Below are 21,880 nucleotides of genomic sequence, written 5' to 3' on the forward strand. Positions count from 1 at the left end.
CTGAGTCGCCCGACACGGTTTGTGCACACCACCATTGTCATGTGTCACTTAAATGACATTGTTGTTCGGCACCTGCGCATGAGACCCTAATCGGGAGTAGAGCAAGAGCGCCGACAGGTCCGTTGGTGTCGTTTGGAGCAGCCTATGTACCGCGCCGTCACGCGCAATATCGAAGTGCAGGTCAGACCGTTCTATCTGGAGGATCGCTCCGATCCGTCGGAGAACCGCTATGTCTGGGGCTACCAGGTGACGATCGACAACCAGTCGGACGAGTTCGTGCAGCTTATGTCGCGCTACTGGCACATCACCGACGGCAGCGGCCGGGTCGAAGAGGTGCGCGGCGCCGGCGTTGTCGGCGACCAGCCCGAGCTCAATCCCGGCGACAGCTATCAATACACGTCCGGCTGCCCGCTCTCGACACCGTCGGGCTTCATGGTCGGGCATTACACCATGCGCAACAAAAGGGGCGAGACGTTCGACATCGCCATTCCCGCGTTTTCGCTGGATCTGCCGGGAACGAGGCGGACGGTGAACTAGCGTCTTTCTCCCCCGTTTACGGGGAGTTGAGGAACGGTCCGCAAAGCGGGCGAAAAGCTAATTGCTTGGCTTTTCGAGTGACGAACGCCCGGCAGCGCAATGAGGAGCGGCGCTGGCTCGTGAGGTTATCTTCTACGCATATGACGGAGACTAGGCGCGCGACCATTCACCAATAGTCGCGCTGCCCCTCATCCGCCCTTCGGGCACCTTCTCCCCATGAAACGGGGAGAAGGAAGAGGCCTTACTGAGCCGCGAACTCCGCTGGGTCGAAGTCGTACTGCGTCGAGCAGAACTCGCAGGCGACGTGGATACCGCCATCCTGGGTGCTCTCCTTGATCTCTTCGGCGGAAAAGCCTTCGAGGATGCCGCGGATCTTGTCGCGCGAGCATGAGCACTGATCAGTGACCGGCACACCGCCGAAGACGCGCACGCCATGTTCGTGGAACAGCCGGTAAAGCAGCCGCTCGGCGCCGATGGTCGGATCGATCAGTTCGGTCGGCTCGATGGTGCCGAGCAGCGCCACCAACTCCTGCCAGGAATTGTCGGCCGGTTCATGCGTCACGTCGCGCGGATCGCCGTCGCCGCCCGAAATGTCGGGCACGCGCATGCGCTCGGGCGACTGCGGCAGGAACTGCGCCAGGATGCCGCCGGCGCGCCACTGTTCGCGCGCACCGCCAAGGCCCGGCGTCAGAAGCTTGGCCACCGAAAGCCTGAGATCGGTCGGAATCTGCTCCGACTGGCGAAAGTAAGTGCGCGCGGCGTCTTCCAGCGTCTCGCCGTCGAGCTGGACGATGCCCTGGTAACGCTGGGTGTGCGCGCCCTGGTCGATGGTCAGCGCCAGCACGCCGCTGCCCAGCAGCGTCTGCTGCGAGGTCTCGCCGGCGGCCACAAGGGCTTCCAGTCGATCGGCGTCGAAGCGGGCATAGGCGCGCAATGCCGAGGGCGTGGAGAAGTCCGCCACCAGCATGTCGACCGGCCCGTCGGTGCGGGTCTGCAGGATGAACTTGCCCTCGAACTTCAGCGAGGTGCCGAGCAGCACCGTCAGCACACAGGCTTCGGCCAGCAGGCGGGCAACCGGCTCGGGATAGTCGTGACGGCCGAGGATGGCGTCGAGCATCGGCCCGAGCTGCACGGTGCGGCCGCGAACGTCGAGCGGGCCGACCTCGAACGGTACGACGTGATCGTCGCCGGCATAGCCGAACTCGCCGAGTTTGGGGTGATGTTCAGTCACTTGATGCGTTTCCAACATGACAAAGCTCCAGGGCGCGGCCATGCCGCCCTCTGGGGTGCATGCGTCCAAACGCGCTTGATTTGCGTGATGCGGCGCAGATAGGCATCTCGCCGCCCCAGATCAAGCGCGCAAGCACGTCAGGCACCAAGGCACTTCAAGCTCCAAGACACCAGGCGAGCACGGCCTTCTGCGCGTGGAGCCGGTTCTCGGCCTCGTCGAACACCACAGAATGCGGCCCGTCGATGACCTCGTCGGTCACCTCCTCGCCACGATGCGCCGGCAGGCAGTGCATGAACAGGGCGTTGGGCTTGGCCCTTGCCATCAGCGCCGCATTGACCTGATAGGGCGAGAAGACATTGTGGCCGCGGGCGCGATGTTCCTGGCCCATCGACACCCAGCAGTCGGTGACGATGCAATCGGCTTGATCGACGGCTTCCTCGGGCGAGCGGGTGAAATGCAGCTTGCCGCCATTGGTCTTCGACCAGTCGATATGCTTCTGCGCCGGCTCGCTGCCTTCCGGCACGGCGACATTGAGGTTGAAGCGGAACCGCGCCGAGGCTTCGAGCAGCGAATGCAGCACATTGTTCCCGTCGCCGGTCCAGGCGATGGTCTTGCCGGCAACCGGACCGCGATGCTCCTCGAAGGTCATGATGTCGGCCATCAGCTGGCAGGGATGGGTGTCGTCGGTCAGGCCGTTGATGACGGGAATGGTGGCGTTCTCGGTCAGCTCCAGCAGCCGGTCATGCGACGTGGTGCGGATCATGATGGCGTCGACATAGCGCGACAGCACCTTGGCGGTGTCGGCGATGGTCTCGGAGCGGCCAAGCTGCATCTCGGTACCGGTCAGCATGATGGTCTCGCCGCCGAGCTGGCGCATGCCGACGTCGAAGGAGACGCGCGTGCGCGTCGACGGCTTGTCGAAGATCATCGCCAGCACCTTGCCTTCGAGCGGCCTGGTGCGCTCGCCGGCCTTGAGGCGCGCCTTGCGCACCACCGCGTCGTCCAGCATGAACCGCAGATCGCCTTCGGAAACGGCGGAAAGATCGGTGAAATGGCGAAGTGACATCAGGAATGGTTCCGGGGTTACTTCGCGGCGGCCGCGGTGATGGCGTCGGCCAGGCCCTTGGCGCCGGCGCGGATGCGGTCGAGCGCCTCGCCGATTTCGGCATCGGTGACGGTCAGCGGCGGCAGCAGGCGGATGACGTTGTCGCCGGCCGGTACCGCCAGGAGATGCTGGTCGCGCAGCGCCATATTGACCTTGGTGTTGGGCATGGCGCATTTCAGGCCGAGCATCAGGCCGGTGCCCCTGATGCCTTCGATGACATCGGGAAATTCGTCGGCGACGGCCGCCAGGCCCTGTTTCATCAGCAATGCCTTGCGCTGGACGTCTTCCAGGAAGCCGTCTTCCAGCACCACATCGAGCACGGCGTTGCCGACCGCCATCGCCAGCGGATTGCCGCCGAAGGTGGTGCCATGCACGCCTGCCGTCATGCCGACGGCAGCTTCGTCGGTGGCCAGGCACGCGCCCATCGGGAAGCCGCCGCCAATGCCCTTGGCGATTGCCATGATGTCGGGCGTCACGCCGGTCCATTCATGCGCGAACAGCTTGCCGGTGCGACCGATGCCGCACTGGACCTCGTCGAAGATCAACAGCAGGCCGTGCTGGTCGCAGAGCTGCCGCAGCCGCTTAAGAGATTGCGTCGGCACCGGGCGGATGCCGCCCTCGCCCTGCACCGGTTCGATCAGGATCGCGGCGGTCTCTGATGTGATGGCCTTCTCGGCGGCGTCGATGTCGTCGAAGCCGACCTGGTCGAAACCCTCGACTTTGGGGCCGAAGCCTTCGAGATATTTGTACTGGCCGCCCGCGGCGATGGTCGCCAGCGTACGGCCATGGAAGGCGCCCTCGAAGGTGATGACGCGGAAGCGCTCGGGGTGGCCCTTGACGAACTGGTAGCGCCGCGCCGTCTTGATCGCGCATTCCAAGGCCTCGGCGCCGGAATTGGTGAAGAACACCTTGTCGGCGAAGGTGGCCTCGACCAGCCGCTCGCCCAACCGGGTCTGAGCCGGAATCTCATAGAGATTGGAGACGTGCCAGAGCTTGGCCGCCTGTTCGGTCAGCGCCGAGACCAGATGCGGATGGCTGTGGCCCAACGAATTGACCGCGATGCCGCCAGCAAAATCGAGATATCGCTCGCCCTTGTCGGTAACCAGCCATGTGCCTTCACCGTGGTCGAAGGCCAGGGGTGCGCGAGCAAAGGTCTCGTAAAGCGCCGAACCGCTCATTATATGCGTCTCCGGTACCGGAAAATCAAAAAAGCCGCCCAAGCGGCGGCCTTGTGCGGCTTATCGTGTTTTTCGGCCATGAAGTCAACGAAAACGTCGTGCAAAGGCGCGCGGCAAGCTCCCGACGAGACGCCGGCTCATAAGCGACCGGGCAAGTTGGGGAAAACCGAAAAAACCGATTCGTGTTGCACCTGGGACTCTTGTCACCGAGTCAACACATGAGGTAATTGTAGTCGGGAAATAACTAGATTTCGTGCGGCGGACCTAATCACCTAATATATGTGGTGTCTGCCCCGGCAAAGGTTGCCGGGCCAGGAATGGATTCCGGCTGCCGCACGCTTAGCAGGAGCGCGGTCTCATGAACTGGACTGACGAGCGGGTCGAACTTCTCAGAAAACTGTGGTCGGAGGGCTTGAGCGCAAGCCAGATCGCTGCCCAACTCGGCGGGGTCAGCCGCAACGCCGTCATCGGCAAGGTGCATAGGCTGAAGCTGTCGGGCCGTGGACGCTCGACCGCAACGCCGGCGCGCCAGAAGAAGACGGCGCAGGGATCGTCCATCCAGAAGTCGGTGTCGCGCGCCGCAACCACGCAGCGCCACGTCACCACCTCGATCGGCGCCACAGCGTTGCAGACGCAGTTCGACGCCGAGCCAGTGGCTCGCCACTACATCCGCCCGGTCGAAAACGTCGTCGTACCGATCTCGCGTCATTTGCAGCTCACCGACCTCACCGAGCGCACCTGCAAATGGCCGAATGGCGACCCGCTGTCGGAAGACTTCAACTTCTGCGGCAATGAGGCCGCCGAAACCGGCCCCTATTGCAAGTATCACGCAAGGGTTGCGTTCCAGCCGGCTTCGGAGCGGCGGCGAAGCAGGTAAGGTATTAGGGGAATAGGGCAGTAGGGCAGTATGTTTTTGAACTGCGCTCGTGAGGCGTCGTCTTAACCTACTGCCCTACTGCCCTACTGCCCTACTGCCCTACTGCCCTACCCTCACAGCCAGCCATTCTTGCGAAAACGCCAATACAAAAACGAGCAGATGCAGGCGATCGCGACCAATACGACGGGATAGCCGTATTCCATCTTCAGTTCCGGCATGTCATCGAAATTCATGCCGTAAATGCCGGCGAAGGCCGTCGGCACCGCCAGGATGGCGGCCCATGAGGCCAGCTTCTTGGAGATTGCCGTTTCCTGGCTCTGGCCGACCAGCAGGCTGGCTTCGAAAGCGAAGGCCAGCACCTCGCGCAGGCTGTCGATCTTTTCCTGGACGGTGCGAATGTGGTCAGTCACATCGCGAAATAGCGGGTGCATGGCGGTATGGATCTGCGGCAGGTCGGCGCTGGTCAACCGGCGGCACACCTCGACCAGCGGCAGCGCCGCATTGCGCAGGCGCAACAGGTCGCGGCGCAGCATATAGAGGCGCTCGATGTCGGGGCCGGTCATCGGCTTCAGCAGAACCCTATCCTCGATCGCCTCGACCTCGTCCTCGATCTGCTCGAGCACCGGCATGTAATTGTCGACGATGAAGTCGAGAATGGCGTAGAGGACGAAGTCCTCGCCCTTGGCCAGCGAATGCGGGCAGCTTTCCCAGTGCTGACGGACGGCAGCATAGGAGGTCGAGGGACCATGCCTGACGCTGACGATATAGCCTGAACCGACAAACAGATGGGTTTCGCCGAAGGTGACGCGGCCGTCGATCAACTGGGCGGTGCGGGCGACGATGAACAGGGCATCGCCATACTGCTCGATTTTCGGCCGCTGGTGCGGATGCTCGGCGTCCTCGATCGCCAGTTCATGCAGATGGAACTGTGCCTTGACGCGCAGCAACAGCTCGCGGTCGGGCTCGAGCAGGCCGATCCAGACGACATGTCCCGATTTCCTAGCCCATTCGCCGGCCTCTTCGATCGGGATGTCGGCGATGCGCTTGCCGGCGGTGTAGACGCTCGACGCGATGATGCCGGACGATGCCGGCGCCGGCTTGAACTCTCGGACATATTCCATCGCAGCCTCCGGAGCAGAACCTGAGAAGCTTAATGCTGCGATAGTTTAGCGCAATATGATTAAGCGTTCGAGGGGCGCGCGATCACTTCACCGGCAGCGACGGAAGCGCCACCTTGTCGGTCTTGTCGCCTTTGGGACGCTCGGCCGGCATCTGGTCGCCGGTGACGATGTAGTAGATGGTCTCGGCGATGTTAGTGGCGTGGTCGCCGATGCGCTCGATGTTCTTGGCGCAGAACAGCAGATGGGTACACGGCGTGATGTTGCGCGGATCTTCCATCATGTAGGTCAGGAGCTCGCGAAACAGCGAGGTGTACATGGCGTCGATCTGGTCATCGCGATCGCGCACGAAGCCTATCCTGTCGACCGAGCGCGAGGCATAGACGTCGAGCACTTCCTTGAGCTGGGTCAGCGCCAGATCGGCGAGAGCCTCGAGGCCGCGAAACAGGCTGGTCGGCTGGCGTCCGTCGATGACGCTCACCACTCGCTTGGCGACATTCTTGCCGAGGTCGCCGATTCGTTCGAGGTCGGCGGAAATACGGATCGCGCCGACAATCTCGCGCAGATCCGTCGCCATCGGCTGGCGTTTGGCGATGATCACTATGGCCTTGTCGTCGATTTCGCGTTGGCCCTCATCAAGGACAATGTCGTCGCGGATGACCTTCTGGGCGAGGCCGGGATCGGCATTGACCAGTGCCTGGATCGCCTGCTCGACCATGCGCTCGGCGTGCCCGCCCATCGCAGCGATGCGTTTCGACAGGTATTTCAGCTCTTCGTCATAGGCGCTGACGATGTGTACGGACTGCATGGATGAAATGCCTTCCTAGAATCCTTGGCCTTTTGAGTCGTTTCCTCGAATCCTGTGCTGATACGCTAACCGGATGACAGAAAGAAGAAACAGGCAGTTAGCAAATAGTACTGCCTCAGCGCGCTGGCAAATGGACCGTGAACGCCGCGCCCTTGCCGACTTCCGACTTGATCGAAAGCCTGGCGTTGTGACGCGTCAGTATGTGCTTGACGATGGACAGGCCGAGGCCGGTGCCTTTCTGGGTACGGCTGCTCTCGACGTCGATGCGGTAGAAGCGCTCGGTGATGCGCGGAATGTGCTCTTCGGGAATGCCTGGACCGTAGTCCCTGATGGTGACGTCGATGCCCGGTTCGGGACCGGCCTCGCCGCGCGCAATCGACACCGTGACACGTCCGCCCGGCTGGCCGTATTTGCAGGCGTTTTCCACCAGGTTCTCGAAAACCTGGAACAGCTCATCGCGGTCTCCGGGCACGTCGAGCGGCCCTTCGGCATAGTCGCGCTCGATGACGACGCTGTTCTCCCTGGCAAGCGGCCCTAGCGAGTCGATGACGCTGTCGATGGTCTGGCGCAAATCGACCTCGGTTCCCGGCTTCAGATAGGGCTTCATTTCCAGCCGCGACAACGACAGCAGATCGTCGATAAGGCGCGCCATGCGGCCGGTCTGGTTCTGCATGATCTGCAGGAACTGCTCGCGCGCCGCCGGGTCGTTGCGGGCCGGGCCGCGCAACGTCTCGATGAAGCCCGAGATCGAGGCCAGCGGGGTGCGCAACTCATGGCTGGCATTGGCGATGAAGTCGGCGCGCATGCGGTCGATGCGGCGCGTCTCGCTCTGGTCCTTGAACACCAGCACAAAGAGATCGGTGGCGTGGCCGACCGAGGACGCACTGACCCGGTAGGCCCGTTCGACCGGCAGTTTCTCGGTGTAGTCGACGGCATCGGAGGCGACCGTTCCCGACAGCACGCTGTCCAGAAGTGCTTGCATCTCAGGGGCGCGGAATTTCAACGACAGCGACAGGCCAGGTGCGATCCCGCCAAAGGCGGCGAAGGCGGCGGCGTTGGCATGGACGATGGTGGCGGTGCGGTCGAAGATGATCAGCGGATCGGCAACGGCGGCCGCAAGATATTCGCCGGAAAGCCGCTGCAGCCCGCTCGCCTCGATCGCGGCATCGCTTTGGATGGACTGGCTTGCGCCGCCGGTCGGCAGCATCGCGGCAGCAAGCAGCACCGCACAGGCGAGCAGAACGACATAGACGGACATGCCAGCGAAAGCATAGACGGCCGCCACCGCAACGACACCGGCCGCAAGCAGCCAGCGGCCGTTCCACACCCTGGCCCTTAGCGCCTGCGCCGTGGTTATCCGCTCTGGGCCGGTGTCAGCCATTCGCGCGTCCCGCACCTTGCGCCGGCCGAACGAAACTTCCGCTGGACCGGCTTCAGGGCCCCCCATAGCATGAGTCCGCAAGCTGAAAAGGTTCGTCTCGATGAAAAAAACCAAGGAAAGCCCCGCCGCAGAGCCGGCAAAGGGTCCGCTGAAGATCAGGATCGACGGCAAGGAGCGGGAGTTCGATATCGAGAATCCCGAGCTTCCGGCCTGGATCGAGGACAACAAGCTGACCGCCGGCGGCTATCCCTACGACAAGAAAATGAAGGGCGAGGAGTATGACGAGACGCTGGAGCGGCTGCAGATCGAGCTGGTCAAGGCGCAGGCATGGCTGCAGGCGACCGGCAAGCGGGTGATGTCGCTGTTCGAAGGGCGCGATGCCGCCGGCAAGGGCGGCACCATCTTCGTGCTGCGCCAGTATCTCAATCCTCGGACCGCGCGCAATGTGGCGCTGACCAAGCCGACGCCGACCGAAGTCGGGCAGTGGTACTTCCAGCGCTATGTCGACCATTTCCCGACGTCGGGCGAGTTCGTCACCTTCGACCGCTCTTGGTACAATCGCGGCGGCGTCGAGCCGGTGATGGGCTTCTGCACGCCGGAACAGCAAGAGAAGTTCCTCGACGAGACGCCGCATTTCGAGCGGATGATCTCCAACGAGGGCATCTATTTCTTCAAATTCTGGCTGAACATCGGCCGCGAAACCCAGCTCGAACGGTTTCACGACCGTCGCTGGTCTCCGCTGAAGAACTGGAAGTTCTCGCCGATCGACATTGCCGGCATCACCAAATGGGACGACTACACCAAGGCCCGCGACCAGATGGTCGAACGCACGCACAAGGAATTTGCGCCCTGGATCATCGTGCGGGCGAACGACAAGCGGCGCGCGCGGCTGGCCGTCATGCGGCGCATCCTGCTGTCGTTGCCTTATGATGGGCGTGATCTCGACGCCATCGGCAAGGAAGACAAGAAGATCATCGGCGAAGGGCCGTCATTCCTCGAGAAGTAGACGCCGAGGCACAGAGCCCACCCCTGATATCGGGATGGGCTCTGTTTTCTTCATCGTCCGCGACTATACGGCTGCCGTCATGCCGCCAGGCGGGCGATCCGCTGCAGGCGCTTCAGCGTGGTGTCGTCCTGCAGCGCCTGCTGGAACAGCGTGATCTCGCGATCGATGCGGTCGCAGAGCACACCCGTATCGCCCTTGAGCAGGCCTCGCGTCTGCAGAAGGGCTGCAACCGGCTTCTTGGCCAGTTGCCTTGCCCTGCCGATCGCTGCCTCCTCGGCACTGCCGTCGGCCACGATCTCGGCGACGAGGCCAAGCGCCTTGGCGTCTTCGGCGCCGAGCGTATCGCCCAGGCAAAAGAAGCGGAAGGCTCCGGCATAGCCGAGTTTCTGCGGCGCCAGGATCGAGGTTGCCGCATCCGGCACCAGGCCGAAATCGACAAACGGCACCCGGAAGGTGCTGTTGCTCGAGGCGATCACCATGTCGCAGTGGAACAGGATGGTGCAGCCGACGCCGACGGCATCGCCGTCGACACAGGCCAGCACCGGCTTGGGGAACGTCGCCAGCGTGCGGAACATGTCGGTGACGGCGGCGATCAGCTGCTGGTGCTTGGTGGAGTCGAGGAACTCGGAGAAATCGCCGCCGAGGCAAAAGCAGCCGGCCAGGCCACGCAGCACCACGACACGGACATTGTCGTCGACGGCGGCTTCATGGAAGGTCCTGGCCAGGCTTGCATAGGCGCGCCTGTCCAGAACCGGCCGGCCGTCATGCGACGACACGGTGACGACCAGCGTGTGGCCACGCAATTCGGGTTGGGGGTCAAAGCTCATTTGTCGTCTCCGATCTCACGACGCCTGCCGCATGCCGAGCATGTCGGGGGTGCCCCTGGCCAGCACGGGGGCGTGATGGTTGCGGCGCGAGCGCACGACATCGAGCGTGTGCGCGTTGAAGGTCAGCAAGGTTGCGACGACCTGCTGGTTGCCATAGGTGCGCTGATAACCGAGCGGCGTTGCCAGGAAATGCAGCTGCAGCGCCCGCAGCACCCACATCGGTTCGAACTCGATGATCACCTGGTTGACGTCGCGCTTCAGTCCCCACTCGACGAAGCCGGCGATCAGCTCGGTGCCGACCGTCGACACGCCGCGCTTGCCGTCGCGATAGCCGGGCGCCACCGCGTAGCGGGTCAGCTCCCAGACCCTCGGTCCGGAGGGTGGCGTGCCTTCATAGAGATCGGCCAGCACCTCGGTCAGCAGATGTGGCCGCGTCGTCGGCAACATGCGCTGGTAGCCGGCGAGTTCGCCGCCGCGGATGACCAGTTGGTGCACCGCCTCGTCATGATCGAACTGATCGATCTCGAGGCCGTCGGGGCGCTTCAGATCTGTCCAGCCCATCTCTTCGACGAAGATCTTGTAGCGAAGACGATGGACAGCCTCCCAAAGGTCGGGACGTTCCATCAATTCCTGTGTTGTAAGAGCGAAAAGCATTAGCCGTCTCCTGGGCTCAAGAGGAAGATACGGCCGCACGTTCCAGATAAAATTGCGTGATCACGCAGGCAGGAATTTTCTAGGTCGGCACGGCCGACCTAGCTAATATAGCCGCGCCTAATCGCTTCGGCGACGGCTTGCACCCTGTTGACGGCACCGAGTTTACTCTTAGCGTTAAGGAGATGTTTTTCGGACGTGTGCTCCGAGATGCCGAGTATCTGCGAAATCTCCCATTCGGACTTGCCGACGGCTGCCCATTTCAGGCATTCGCGCTCACGCGGGGTCAATTCGATGTGATCGATGGTGTTGGCCGCCATCGTGTGCAGTTGCATGGCGCGGCCGACCGCATAGGTCGACACCAGCGACACCAGTCCGAACTCGGCGCCCGACAATTCGACGGCCTCGCCACCCAGCGAGACCATGACGATCTGGCCTTCGAGCGTCACCAGCGGAAAGGCCAGGCCGTCGCGCAGCTTGAACTCTCTGGCGTCGCCCATCACCTCGCCGCTGCTCCTGTCGACGCGGATGCCGCGCGACGCCTCGCGCCATTGGAACGGCGCCTGCAATTCCTTCATGTGGCTGACAACGGGATCATGGTCGACATAGTTGCGCGCCACATAGCGCTCCAGCCATTCCACAGGCCAGTCGCACAAAAGCACGTGGTCCTTTTGCTGGGCACGCGGCGTGCCGGGTTGCGGGACCGTTCCCGCCATCAGCGCCGTCAGGCCAAAATGCGAGGTGACGCCAAGCAACGTTTCACAAACCGCAGCCGCCGTGTCGGCATGCTGCAGCTGGTCCATGTATTCCAGCGTGCGATCGAACTGACTCATCGCAACATCTACCCCATGTTGCCTACCGCTCTTGAGACCGATGCTACGCGCCTAATCCGCACTTCGCCATCAACCCCGGATTGCAAGCCGCATGCTTGGTTTTTCTAGCGCAGCGACCGCTTGCCCTCGGACCGAATCTGCGCGCCTATTTGCAACCTCATAAAAGCATAACCCGAAATTTGCCCTTTGAAATCAAAAACAATTGTGCCTGCGCCGTTTTCGTATCAAAAGCCAACGGCCAAGACGCGCGGAGTTCTTTCGTGACATCTCGCTGGATAGCCATCGCCTTGCTGTCGCTGCTGGTCGGAGCGCAGCCTTTTGCCGGCGTCGCACGGGCGGCGGAACCTCAGGTTCCGGTGCTTTGGGACGCCAAGGAACGGCTGCCGAAACCGGATCTCTCGGCGCTGCCGAGGCTCCGATTCCTCACCACAACCGATTTCCCGCCCTTCAACTTTCTCGACGGCGCCGGCCGGCTGTCCGGCTTTCACATCGACCTGGCGCGGGCGATTTGCGCCGAACTCGACATCGCCGACAAATGCCAGATCCAGGCGCTGCCCTGGGCCGAGCTCGACGACGCGCTGCAGAAGGGCGAAGGCGAGGCGATCATCGCCGGCATCGCCGCGACGCCGGAAACGCGGGCGAAATACAGTTTTTCGCGCTCCTATCTGCAGTTTCCGGCGCGCTTCATCATGCCGAAAGCCAAGGCCTTCGCCGAGCCGATCCTCGACAAATTGCGCAGCAAGCGGGTCGGCGTGCTGGCCGACTCGGCGCATGAAAGGATGCTGCGCGATTATTTCGGCACAGTGCAGATCGTCCCCTTCAACAGCCCTGAAGACCTCTACACCGATCTGAAAAGCAGCAAGATCGACGCCGCCTTCGGCGACGGCATGCGCTTCTCCTTCTGGCTGGGCGGCACAGACGCGGCAGGCTGCTGCCGCTTCGCCGGTGGCCCCTATCTCGCGCCGGAATATTTGGGGTCCGGCATGACGATTGCCACAAGGGCCGGCGACCCGGCGCTGGCAGCGGCCATGGACTACGCGCTGCAGGAAATCTCGGTGAAGGGCACCTTCGCCGAATTCTATCTACGCTATTTCCCGGTCAGTTTCTTCTGATCCGGTCCTGGTCAGCTTTTTCTAGGGGCTACCGGCGAGACTTTTAGGTCAACGTCCGCAGCCGCGCCTTCGCGCCGCGCGCGATGGCCGCGGCGGTCAGCGCGTCGAGATCGAGTTGGCGGCGGATCAACTGCAGCACCCGCAATTCCTCCATGCGCATTTCGAGATCGACTGCGGCAACCTCAAAGGCGGCGGCATAGGCGGTGTCGTGCAGCCGCTCGGGCAAAGCCTCGGCGACACGTTCGAGAACGCCTTCCAACCCATCCTTTTCATGCAGCATCTTCTGGCAGTCCTGCGCAACGGCGATCAGCCTGTCCTGCTTGAAATCCTCGAACACCAGCCAGCTGCGGACGACGTCGCCGATGCGTGCCAGTTCGACATCGGTCATGTCGCGGTCGGACGCCGAGGTGATGACCATCAGGTAGATTAGGGCTTCATGCGTGGACGGCAACGGCATTCAAAACTCCTTGATATTGGGTTTCGAAGGTAGGGACGCGGTATCAGTGCCGCAAGGAAAAACCGCCGCGCGCGTTGACGCCCAAGGCGTGCACGCCTAGAGACCGGTTGAAAAACTCCGATCCGGCGATGCCGGTGCATGATTTGGAAGACAGCGACATGACGGGATCAAACATCGCCGATCTCAACCCCGAAATGCTTGCGGCAGCAGCCGAAAGCAAGGCCTGGCCTTTCGAGGAAGCCAAAAAGATCATCGAGCGCTACAAAGGAGCCGATTTTCCCGAGACCGTGTTGTTCGAGACCGGTTACGGGCCGTCGGGCCTGCCGCATATTGGCACTTTCGGCGAGGTCGCCCGCACCTCGATGGTGCGCCACGCCTTCCATGTGCTGACCGGAAACAAGGTCAAGACCAAGCTTCTGTGCTTCTCCGACGACATGGACGGCATGCGCAAGATCCCCGACAATGTGCCGGATCGCGCCGCACTCGAGCCGTACCTGCACATGCCGCTGTCGTCGGTGCCTAATCCGTTCGGCGGCGACTATGCGAGCTTTGCCGACCACAACAATGCGATGCTGTGCCGGTTCCTCGACACGTTCGGCTTCGACTACGAATTCGCTAGCGCGACGCAGTACTACAAGGCCGGCCGCTTCGATGCGATGCTGCTGCGCGCCGCCGAACGCTATGACCAGATCATGGCGGTGATGCTACCGACGCTCGGGCCGGAGCGCCAGGCGACCTACAGCCCGTTCCTGCCGATCTCGCCGAAGAGCGGCCGCGTGCTGTACGTGCCGATGAAGCATGTCGATGCCAAGGCCGGCACCATCACCTTCGACGACGAAGGCACCGAGACCACGCTTTCGGTGACCGGCGGCAAGGTCAAGCTGCAGTGGAAGCCGGATTTCGGCATGCGCTGGGCAGCACTCGGCGTCGATTTCGAAATGTTCGGCAAGGACCACCAGACCAATGCGGTGGTCTACGACCGCATCTGCAACATCCTGGGCGGGCGCGCCCCAGAGCATTTCGTCTACGAGCTGTTCCTCGACGAGAACGGCCAGAAGATCTCGAAGTCGAAGGGCAACGGGCTGACCATCGACGAATGGCTGCGCTATGCGCCGACCGAAAGCCTCGGCCTTTACATGTACCAGCGGCCCAGGCAGGCGAAAAAACTCTATTTCGACGTCATCCCGAGGGCCGTGGACGAGTACTACACCTTCCTCGGCGCCTATCCGCGCCAGGACTGGAAGGAGCGGCTGGGCAATCCGGTCTGGCATATGCATGACGGCAAGCCGCCTGCGATCGACCTGCCGGTGCCGTTCTCGCTGCTGCTCAATCTGGTCAGCGCCTCCAACGCGCAGAACAAGGATGTGCTGTGGGGCTTCATCTCGCGCCATACGTCCGGCGTGACGCCGGCAACGCATCCCGAGCTCGACCAGCTGGTCGGCTTCGCCATCCGCTATTTCGACGATTTCGTGAAGCCGACGAAGACGTTCCGGCCGGCCGACGACGTCGAACGCACGGCGCTGGAAGCCCTTGGCAGCGCGCTTGCTGCCCTGCCGGCCGGCGCTGACGGCGAAGCGATCCAGAACGCTTCGCTCAACGTCGCGCGCAAGATCGAACGCTATCAGGATCATTCCAAGCAGAGTCCGGACGGCGGCCCCGGCGTTTCCGGCGCCTTTTTCCAGATGATCTACCAGGTGCTGATCGGCCAGGAGCGCGGCCCGCGCTTCGGCTCGTTCGCGGCGCTTTACGGCATCGCCGAGACGCGCGCCCTCATTGAGCGGGCGCTGGCTGGTCAGCTGGCGGCGTAGCATCCGTCCCAGCCGGCGGCGTGTCTGTCGCCGGGGCATCGAGGATCGGTTGCGATGCCGTCGGTGCGGCAACCGGCGTTGGCGCCGGTGGCAGGCCGCCAAGATCGGGCGCGGCGCCGAAGATGCCCTTTTTGGCAGTGCGCGCCTTGTCGCCGGCTTCCACATAGGGGCCGCCGGCTACCGCGCGCGCCCAGCCGTTTTCGACCAGCCACTGGCCGACATCCTGCTTGCCGATGCGGCATTCGGCGGCGATCAGGTCGCGGTTGGTCTCTGGCGGTACCTTGCACGCCACGGCCCGGCCGCGCAGGAAAGATCGGAACGCGGTGCGCGCGCGAACGCCGCAAGCCCAGGACTTGCCGTCCTCGGTGCAGGTCTCGTCCTCCCTGACGATGTCGATGCCGGAAACCGCAACGGAATAACCATTGGCCTCGATCAGGCCGGCGGCGGATGCGACCGGCTGGAACAGTTTTGTCCCGCCCCAGTCGTCGACTGCTTTCGGCCGGCGCGGCTTAGGCGGTCCGGCCAGCGCCAGATCGCTCAGCGGTGCGCGCGGTTCGACCCGTTGGAGCTCCTCTGACGGCAGCGGCGGCGGTGCGATGGCCTCTGGATCGATCGCCCTCGAATGCACCGGAGGCGAATGCACCGGAGGACTGGGGGGCTGGATTTGGGGGATGGCCGAGGTCGCCGGCACTTCGGGCACGATGTCAGCAGCCGGGTCGATCTGGTCGATGACGACGCTGCTCTGCTCGGGCTTCAGGACGCGGCCACCGGCGACAACCAGGGCCACCATCGCCGGGACCGCCAGCACGGCCAGGGCCAGTTGCAGCAGCCGCACTACTGGCTTGCCCAGACGATCCGCGCCACCCATTCGACATCGCGCATCGCGATGTCGCGGTCCGGGTGGTCGGGATTGAGCGAGATCAGCACGATCGATTTCGACGTCTGACGGTCGAGCACCTTGGCCATGACCTCGCCGGCATTGGTCTTGACGACGACGCGATCGCCCTTGCGGGTGGCGGCGCCCGGTTCGACGATCAGCACATCGCCATTGCGGTAGAGCGGCAGCATGGAATCGCCCTGCACCTTCAGCGCATAGGAGGTTTCCGTCGCCCGCGCCGGAAGCTCGACCAGATCCCAGCCCTGGCCGGAGGGATAGCCGGCATCGTCGAAGAAGCCGCCGGCGCCGGCCTGGGCAAAGCCAAGCAGCGGCACCGCTGAACGCTGCGCTGTCGTGGCGCCTGCGGTCTTGGCGCGGCCTTCGACCAAGCCGGTGAATTCGTCGAGCGAGGCGCCCGTCGCCTCGATGATCTTGGCCAGCGATTCGGTCGAGGGCCAACGCGGGCGCCCATCCGAGGACAGCCGCTTGGACTTGTTGAACGCGGTCGAATCCAGGCCGGCACGCCGGGCAAGGCCTGAGGCCGACAGCGAATAACGCTCGGCGAGAGCGTCGATGGCGGCCCAAACGCGGTCATGCGAGAGCAAGTCGCTCTCCTCAAAACAGGAAAAAATACCTTTTCCTTCTAGCGCGCGACCGTCCGCTTGTCCACCGGCAGTCCCGATCACAAAAGGGTTCAGTCGCCCGACTTGGCCAGGCTGCGCAATCCCTGATGGGAGGTCATGAAAGTCCGCTCGGCCTCTGTCGGCGGCCGCGGCTGAACGGAACGGCCAAGTGCCGCCACGACCTCGTCGATGTCGACAAAGCGACGGCCGGGTCGGTCATAGACACCGCCCGTCGTCATGATCAAAGCGGCCGTCTCGCCATTGTCGAGGACGAACCGATGCCTGCCGATGACCTGTGTGCCTTCCCAGGTCTCGATCGAGGACACCACCTCAAAGCGACGCCACAGCCTGATCTCGCGCACATAGACCGACTCCAGACCGCCGATCATCGGCGCCCAGCCTTTCTTGCGCGCCAGCGCGATCAGGCCGACGCGCAGGAAGATGTCGATGCGGCCGAGATCGGCCAGCATCATGTAGCGGGCGTTGTTGAGATGGTTGTTGAAGTCGATGTCCGTCGGCAGACAGCGGAAAGCCAAGCGGCTTTCGCTGCCGACCGCGTAGGGGCCACGGCGCCTTGCCGTGGCCATCATGCGCACCAGGCGCCCCCAGACGTACATGGGGCGCTAGATCAAGCTGCCTTCTTCACCTCGCCTTTCGCATAGGGATCGAAGCGCTGGTAGAAGGTCTCGCCCTTCTCGGCCAGGTCGAGCAGCAGCTTGGGCGCCTTGAACTCGGCGCCGTATTTCTTCTGCAGGCCCTTGGCGATCTTGACGAACTCTTTGGCGCCGATGCCGTCGACATAGGACAGCGCGCCGCCAGTGAACGGCGCAAAGCCAAAGGCGAGGATCGAGCCGACATCGGCCTCGCGCGGGTCGGTGACGATGCCCTCTTCCATCACCCTTGCCGCTTCCAGCGCGATGGTGACCAGCAGGCGCCGCTGCAGCTCCTCATAGTCGACCTTCTCCGGCTTCAGCTGCGGATAGAGATCCTTCAGCCCCGGCCACAGCTTCTTCTTCGCGGGCTTTGCGGGATAGTCGTAAAAACCCTTGCCGTTCTTGCGGCCGAAGCGGCCATGGGTGTCGACCAGCGTGTTGATCAGCGCCATTTGCCTGGGGTCGACGGCCTTGTCGCCGAGGTCCCTGATGGTCTGCTTCATGATCTTCTGCGCCAGGTCGATCGCCGTCTCGTCGGTCAGCGCCAGCGGGCCGACCGGCATGCCGGCGGCCTTGGCGGCATTCTCGATCATCGGCGCCGGAACGCCCTCGATCAGCATCTTGTAGGCTTCCGACATGTAGCGCAGCACGCAGCGGTTGACGTAGAAGCCGCGCGTGTCGTTGACGACGATCGGCGTCTTCTTGATGGCGCGCACGAAGTCGATGGCGGTGGCCAAAGCCTTCTCGCCAGTCTTCTTGCCCAGAATGATCTCGACCAGCATCATCTTGTCGACCGGCGAGAAGAAGTGGATGCCGACGAAATTCTTCGGCCGCGCCGAATTCTTGGCCAGCGCGGTGATCGGGATGGTCGAGGTGTTGGAGGCGAAGATCGCCGACGATTTCAGCACCGCTTCCGCCTGTTCGGTCGCAGCCTTCTTGACGGCCGAATCCTCGAACACCGCCTCGACGACGAGGTCACAGCCGGCGAGATCGGCATAGTCTGCCGTCGGCGTGATCAGCGACAGCAGCGTCTCCTTCTCCTCGGGCTTGGCGCGGCCCTTCTTGACCTGGTCCGAGATCAGGCTGTCGGAATGTGCCTTGCCCTTCTCGGCCGACGCCATGTCGCGGTCGAGCAGCACGACCGGGATGCCGGCCTTGGCGGTGACGAAGGCGATGCCGGCGCCCATGAAGCCGGCGCCGAGAATACCGATCTTCTTGAACCTGGTTTCCGGCATGCCGGCCGGGCGGCGAGCGCCCTTGTTGAGCTCCTGCAGCGAGACGAACAGCGAGCGGATCATCGCCGCCGCTTCCTTCGACTGCATGATTTCGGTGAAATATCGCTGTTCGATCCGCAAGCCGGTGTCGAACGGCACCAGCAGGCCCTCATAGACGCATTTCAGGATGGCCGCGGCGGCCGGATAATTGCCATAGGTTTCGCGGCGCAGGATGGCGATGGCCGGCGGCCACAGATTGAAGCCGGCGGGCGAATAGATCTGGCCGCCGGGCAGCTTGAAGCCCTTCTCGTCCCAGGGTTGGACAGCTTTCAAGCCGTTCTTGATCATCGCCTTGGCGGTCTCGATCAGCTTGCTCGGTTCGGCGATCTCGTGGATCAGGCCCATGGCCTTGGCCTTCTGCGGCGACAGGTTCTGGCCTGTGGTCAGCATCTGCAGCGCCTGCTGCTGGTCGGTCAGCCGCGGCACGCGCTGGGTGCCGCCGGCGCCGGGGAAGATGCCTACCTTGACTTCCGGCAAGGCCATCTTGACCTTGTCGCTATCGGCTGCAACGCGGCCATGGCAGGCAAGCGACAGTTCGAAGGCGCCGCCCATGCAGGTGCCGTTGATGGCCGAAACCCAGGGCTTGCCCGAGGTTTCGAGCTTGCGCCAAAGCGCGCCCATACGCCCGGCATTGTCGAACAAAAGCTTTGCGGCCTTCTCTGGATCCTTGCCTTTCTCCTTGGCGAAAACCGTCAGCATCTTCTGCAGCATGGTCAAGTCGGCGCCGCCGGAGAAGCTATCCTTGCCCGAGGTGATCACCGCACCCTTGATGCCGGCGTCGGCCACCACCTGGTCGATGATCTTGTCGAGCTCGTTCATCACCTCTTCGGTGAAGACGTTCATCGAGCGGTCCGGCATGTTCCAGGTGACCAGCGCAATGCCGTCTGCGTCGGTGTCGACCGTGAAGTTCGTGTAGGTCATGTCTCTCTCCTTCCGGCCGAAAATCAGACGCGTTCGATGATCGTTGCGGTGCCCATGCCAGCGCCGATGCAGAGCGTCACCAAAGCGGTGTTCAGGTCGCGCCGCTCCAGCTCGTCCAGCACCGTGCCCAGGATCATCGCGCCGGTGGCGCCGAGCGGATGGCCCATGGCAATGGCGCCGCCATTGACGTTGATCTTGTCGTGGGGGATGTCGAAGGCCTGCATGTAGCGCAGCACCACCGACGCGAAGGCCTCGTTGAGCTCGAACAGGTCGATGTCCGACAGCTTCATCTTGGCGCGCTTCAGAAGCTTCTCGGTGACATCGACCGGGCCGGTCAGCATCAGCACCGGCTCGGAGCCGATATTGGCGAAGGCGCGGATGCGCGCGCGCGGCTTCAGCCCCATCGTCTTGCCGGCCTTCTTGGAGCCGAGCAGCACGGCGGCCGCACCGTCGACGATGCCGGACGAATTGCCGGCATGGTGGACGTGGTTCACCTCTTCGACTTCCGGATGCTTCTGCACGGCCACCGCATCGAAGCCGCCCATTTCGCCAGGCATGACGAATGACGGGTTGAGCGAAGCCAGCGACTGCATGTCCGTCGTTGGCCGCATGTGCTCGTCATGGTCGAGGATGATCAGGCCGTTCTGGTCCTTGATCGGGATGACGGAGTTCTTGAAACGGCCGTCGGCCCAGGCCTTGCCGGCGCGCTTCTGGCTCTCGACCGCATAGGCGTCGACATCGTCTCTGCTGAAGCCGTATTTGGTGGCGATCAGGTCGGCCGAAATGCCCTGCGGCACGAACCAGCCGGGCAGACCGACGGACGGGTCCATGAACCAGGCGCCGCCGGAGGCGCCCATGCCGACGCGCGACATCGATTCGACACCGCCGGCAATGACGATCTCGTCGGCGCCCTGCGCGATCTTGGCGGCGCCGAAATTGATGGCGTCGAGACCCGATGCGCAGAAGCGCGAGATCTGCATGCCCGGAGCCTTGTTGTCGTAGCCGGCCTCGAAGGCGGCGGCGCGCGGAATGACCGAGCCGGCCTCGCCGACCGGATCGACGCACCCGAAGATGATGTCGTCGACATTGCCGGTGTCGAGCCCGTTGCGGTCGCGCAGCGCCTCGAGCGTCCTGGCAGCAAGCCGCACCGCCGGCACTTCGTGCAGCGAGCCATCGTTCTTGCCCTTGCCGCGCGGCGTGCGCACGGCGTCATAGACATAAGCTTCGGCCATTTTCTTGCTCCTTGGGTTTGCCGGTCGTGGCTCTCAGAGAGAGCGGCCGATCAGCAATTTCATGATCTCGTTGGTGCCGCCGTAGATGCGCTGGACGCGGGCGTCGCGGAACATGCGGGCGATCGGATATTCATTCATGTAGCCATAGCCACCATGCAATTGAAGGCATTCGTCGACGACTTTTCCCTGCAGGTCCGAGAGCCAGTATTTGGCCATCGATGCCGTCACCGGGTCGAGGCCGCCATTGATGTGGCGAGTGACGCAATCGTTGTAGAAGACGCGGCCGATGGTGGCCTCGGTCTTGAGTTCGGCGAGCTTGAACTGGGTGTTCTGGAACTCGATGATCGCCTTGCCGAAGGCCTTGCGCTCCTTGACGTAATCGATGGTCAGCGCCAAAGCGCGCTCGATCATGGCGATGGCGCCGGTGCCGATCTGCAGGCGCTCCTGCGGCAATTGCTGCATCAGCTGGATGAAGCCCTGCCCTTCCTCGTGGCCAAGCAGGTTCGAGGTCGGCACGCGCATGTCGTTGAAGAACAGCTCCGAGGTATCGTTGGCCTTGAGCCCGATCTTGTCGAGGTTGCGGCCGCGCTGAAAACCTTCGACCTCGTCGGTCTCGACGACGATCAGCGAGGTGCCCTTGGCGCCCTTGGCCGGATCGGTCTTGGTGACGACGATGATGAAATTGGCGAGCTGGCCGTTGGTGATGAAGGTTTTCGAGCCGTTGATCTTGTACTGGTTGCCGTCCTTCTCGGCGCGCGTCTTGACACCTTGCAGGTCGGAGCCGGCGCCCGGCTCGGTCATGGCGATGGCGCCGATCAGTTCGCCGGTCGCCAGCTTCGGCAGCCATTTCTTCTTCTGCTCTTCCGAGCCGTAATGCAGGATGTACGGGGCGACGATGGCATTGTGCAGGCCGATGCCGAAGCCGTCGACGCCGACATGGCCGATCGCCTCGATGATGGCGCTCTCATGCGCGAAGGTGCCGCCAGAGCCGCCATACTCCTCCGGCATCGAAGCGCAGAGCAGGCCGGCGGCACCCGCCTTGCGCCAGCTCTCGCGGTCGACCATCTCGTTCTTCTCGAACTCGTCGTAGCGCGGCGCGATCTCCTCCGACATGAAGCGATGCGCCATGTCGTAGAGCATGCCGACCTCTTCCGCCGCCCAGGCGGGCTTCGGCAAAGAGAGCACTTCGGCTGGATTTGTCATGCCGTTTCTCCCGCGTCGACGTCCCCCTCCCCCTTGAGGGGAGGGTGGCCGCGAAGCGGCCGGGTGGGGTCGCCGATGACGTGTTCGACCTTGTCCTTCAACACTTGTACCGAATGCATTTGCGATCTTCCTCCTGCCAGCGCTCCCATAGGAGGCCAGCGCACTTCA

At 63.3% G+C, this 21,880-nt stretch carries 21 protein-coding genes; 5 read left to right on the forward strand and 16 right to left on the reverse strand.

The window, feature by feature from the left end:
• Positions 1 to 144: 144 nt before the first annotated feature.
• A complete protein-coding gene (apaG, locus tag AC04SH_RS08260) occupies positions 145 to 537 on the forward strand; it encodes a Co2+/Mg2+ efflux protein ApaG (RefSeq protein ID WP_112565540.1) in 393 nt (130 codons plus the stop codon).
• 241 nt (positions 538 to 778) lie between these two features.
• On the opposite strand, the gene AC04SH_RS08265 is transcribed toward apaG, so the two are convergent.
• The 3 genes from AC04SH_RS08265 to AC04SH_RS08275 form a co-directional block, all read right to left on the reverse strand.
• Complete coding sequence (locus tag AC04SH_RS08265) at positions 779 to 1,810, reverse strand: Hsp33 family molecular chaperone (RefSeq protein WP_477233714.1); 1,032 nt, start codon at positions 1,808 to 1,810, stop codon at positions 779 to 781.
• Positions 1,811 to 1,922: 112 nt separating this feature from the next.
• Positions 1,923 to 2,834 (reverse strand): ornithine carbamoyltransferase, encoded by a 912-nt coding sequence (gene argF, locus AC04SH_RS08270; protein ID WP_488574655.1) that lies wholly within the window; start codon positions 2,832 to 2,834, stop codon positions 1,923 to 1,925.
• 17 nt (positions 2,835 to 2,851) lie between these two features.
• Positions 2,852 to 4,051: an acetylornithine transaminase gene (locus AC04SH_RS08275; RefSeq protein WP_488574656.1), complete on the reverse strand. Its 1,200-nt coding sequence runs from the start codon at positions 4,049 to 4,051 to the stop codon at positions 2,852 to 2,854.
• 358 nt (positions 4,052 to 4,409) lie between these two features.
• Between AC04SH_RS08275 and AC04SH_RS08280 the strand changes: the two genes are divergently transcribed.
• A complete protein-coding gene (locus AC04SH_RS08280; RefSeq protein WP_477233711.1) occupies positions 4,410 to 4,928 on the forward strand; it encodes a GcrA family cell cycle regulator in 519 nt (172 codons plus the stop codon).
• Positions 4,929 to 5,041: 113 nt separating this feature from the next.
• Here AC04SH_RS08280 and AC04SH_RS08285 read toward each other — a convergent pair whose 3' ends face one another.
• From AC04SH_RS08285 to AC04SH_RS08295, 3 genes are all read right to left on the reverse strand, one after another.
• Positions 5,042 to 6,049, reverse strand: coding sequence for a magnesium and cobalt transport protein CorA (locus AC04SH_RS08285; RefSeq protein ID WP_488574657.1), 1,008 nt, complete (start codon positions 6,047 to 6,049; stop codon positions 5,042 to 5,044).
• Between the two features lie 82 nt (positions 6,050 to 6,131).
• The gene (phoU, locus tag AC04SH_RS08290) at positions 6,132 to 6,854 is read right to left on the reverse strand and encodes a phosphate signaling complex protein PhoU (protein WP_352555202.1); all 723 of its coding nucleotides are present in this window, start codon (positions 6,852 to 6,854) and stop codon (positions 6,132 to 6,134) included.
• Positions 6,855 to 6,969: 115 nt separating this feature from the next.
• Positions 6,970 to 8,235, reverse strand: a complete 1,266-nt coding sequence (locus tag AC04SH_RS08295; RefSeq protein WP_488574658.1) for an ATP-binding protein — start codon at positions 8,233 to 8,235, stop codon at positions 6,970 to 6,972.
• 100 nt (positions 8,236 to 8,335) lie between these two features.
• Between AC04SH_RS08295 and ppk2 the strand changes: the two genes are divergently transcribed.
• The gene (ppk2, locus tag AC04SH_RS08300; RefSeq protein WP_488574659.1) at positions 8,336 to 9,241 is read left to right on the forward strand and encodes a polyphosphate kinase 2; all 906 of its coding nucleotides are present in this window, start codon (positions 8,336 to 8,338) and stop codon (positions 9,239 to 9,241) included.
• 77 nt (positions 9,242 to 9,318) lie between these two features.
• Here ppk2 and AC04SH_RS08305 read toward each other — a convergent pair whose 3' ends face one another.
• The 3 genes from AC04SH_RS08305 to AC04SH_RS08315 all read right to left on the reverse strand — a co-directional run bounded on the left by AC04SH_RS08305 (position 9,319) and on the right by AC04SH_RS08315 (position 11,552).
• On the reverse strand, positions 9,319 to 10,068 hold the full coding sequence (locus AC04SH_RS08305; RefSeq protein ID WP_488574660.1) for an enoyl-CoA hydratase-related protein: 750 nt from the start codon (positions 10,066 to 10,068) through the stop codon (positions 9,319 to 9,321).
• 15 nt (positions 10,069 to 10,083) lie between these two features.
• Positions 10,084 to 10,722: an acyl-homoserine-lactone synthase gene (locus tag AC04SH_RS08310; protein ID WP_436257998.1), complete on the reverse strand. Its 639-nt coding sequence runs from the start codon at positions 10,720 to 10,722 to the stop codon at positions 10,084 to 10,086.
• Positions 10,723 to 10,820: 98 nt separating this feature from the next.
• Complete coding sequence (locus AC04SH_RS08315) at positions 10,821 to 11,552, reverse strand: helix-turn-helix transcriptional regulator (protein ID WP_477233706.1); 732 nt, start codon at positions 11,550 to 11,552, stop codon at positions 10,821 to 10,823.
• Between the two features lie 290 nt (positions 11,553 to 11,842).
• Between AC04SH_RS08315 and AC04SH_RS08320 the strand changes: the two genes are divergently transcribed.
• Entirely contained in the window at positions 11,843 to 12,664 is an 822-nt protein-coding gene (locus AC04SH_RS08320; RefSeq protein WP_488574902.1) for an ABC transporter substrate-binding protein, read from the forward strand.
• Positions 12,665 to 12,707: 43 nt separating this feature from the next.
• Here the strand turns inward: AC04SH_RS08320 and AC04SH_RS08325 are convergent, their stop codons facing one another.
• Positions 12,708 to 13,121: a tellurite resistance TerB family protein gene (locus tag AC04SH_RS08325; protein ID WP_488574661.1), complete on the reverse strand. Its 414-nt coding sequence runs from the start codon at positions 13,119 to 13,121 to the stop codon at positions 12,708 to 12,710.
• A 158-nt stretch (positions 13,122 to 13,279) separates the two neighbouring features.
• Here AC04SH_RS08325 and AC04SH_RS08330 point away from each other — a divergent pair, with 158 nt between their 5' ends.
• Positions 13,280 to 14,929, forward strand: a complete 1,650-nt coding sequence (locus AC04SH_RS08330) for a lysine--tRNA ligase (RefSeq protein ID WP_488574662.1) — start codon at positions 13,280 to 13,282, stop codon at positions 14,927 to 14,929.
• On the opposite strand, the gene AC04SH_RS08335 is transcribed toward AC04SH_RS08330, so the two are convergent.
• The 6 genes from AC04SH_RS08335 to AC04SH_RS08360 all read right to left on the reverse strand — a co-directional run bounded on the left by AC04SH_RS08335 (position 14,892) and on the right by AC04SH_RS08360 (position 21,712).
• Positions 14,892 to 15,764: a thermonuclease family protein gene (locus tag AC04SH_RS08335; protein ID WP_488574903.1), complete on the reverse strand. Its 873-nt coding sequence runs from the start codon at positions 15,762 to 15,764 to the stop codon at positions 14,892 to 14,894. The two genes, AC04SH_RS08330 and AC04SH_RS08335, sit on opposite strands and share 38 nt — an antisense overlap.
• The gene (locus AC04SH_RS08340) at positions 15,764 to 16,411 is read right to left on the reverse strand and encodes a S24 family peptidase (RefSeq protein WP_477233702.1); all 648 of its coding nucleotides are present in this window, start codon (positions 16,409 to 16,411) and stop codon (positions 15,764 to 15,766) included. Before AC04SH_RS08340 ends, AC04SH_RS08335 begins: the two co-directional genes overlap by 1 nt.
• 89 nt (positions 16,412 to 16,500) lie before the next feature.
• Positions 16,501 to 17,046, reverse strand: a complete 546-nt coding sequence (locus tag AC04SH_RS08345; protein WP_488574663.1) for a thioesterase family protein — start codon at positions 17,044 to 17,046, stop codon at positions 16,501 to 16,503.
• Between the two features lie 11 nt (positions 17,047 to 17,057).
• Positions 17,058 to 19,277, reverse strand: a complete 2,220-nt coding sequence (locus AC04SH_RS08350) for a 3-hydroxyacyl-CoA dehydrogenase NAD-binding domain-containing protein (RefSeq protein ID WP_488574664.1) — start codon at positions 19,275 to 19,277, stop codon at positions 17,058 to 17,060.
• Between the two features lie 23 nt (positions 19,278 to 19,300).
• Entirely contained in the window at positions 19,301 to 20,509 is a 1,209-nt protein-coding gene (locus tag AC04SH_RS08355) for an acetyl-CoA C-acetyltransferase (protein WP_488574665.1), read from the reverse strand.
• Positions 20,510 to 20,542: 33 nt separating this feature from the next.
• Positions 20,543 to 21,712, reverse strand: coding sequence for an acyl-CoA dehydrogenase family protein (locus AC04SH_RS08360; protein WP_488574666.1), 1,170 nt, complete (start codon positions 21,710 to 21,712; stop codon positions 20,543 to 20,545).
• Between the last annotated feature and the right edge of the window lie 168 nt (positions 21,713 to 21,880).

The sequence above is a fragment of the Mesorhizobium sp. CNPSo 4688 genome (assembly GCF_057784295.1).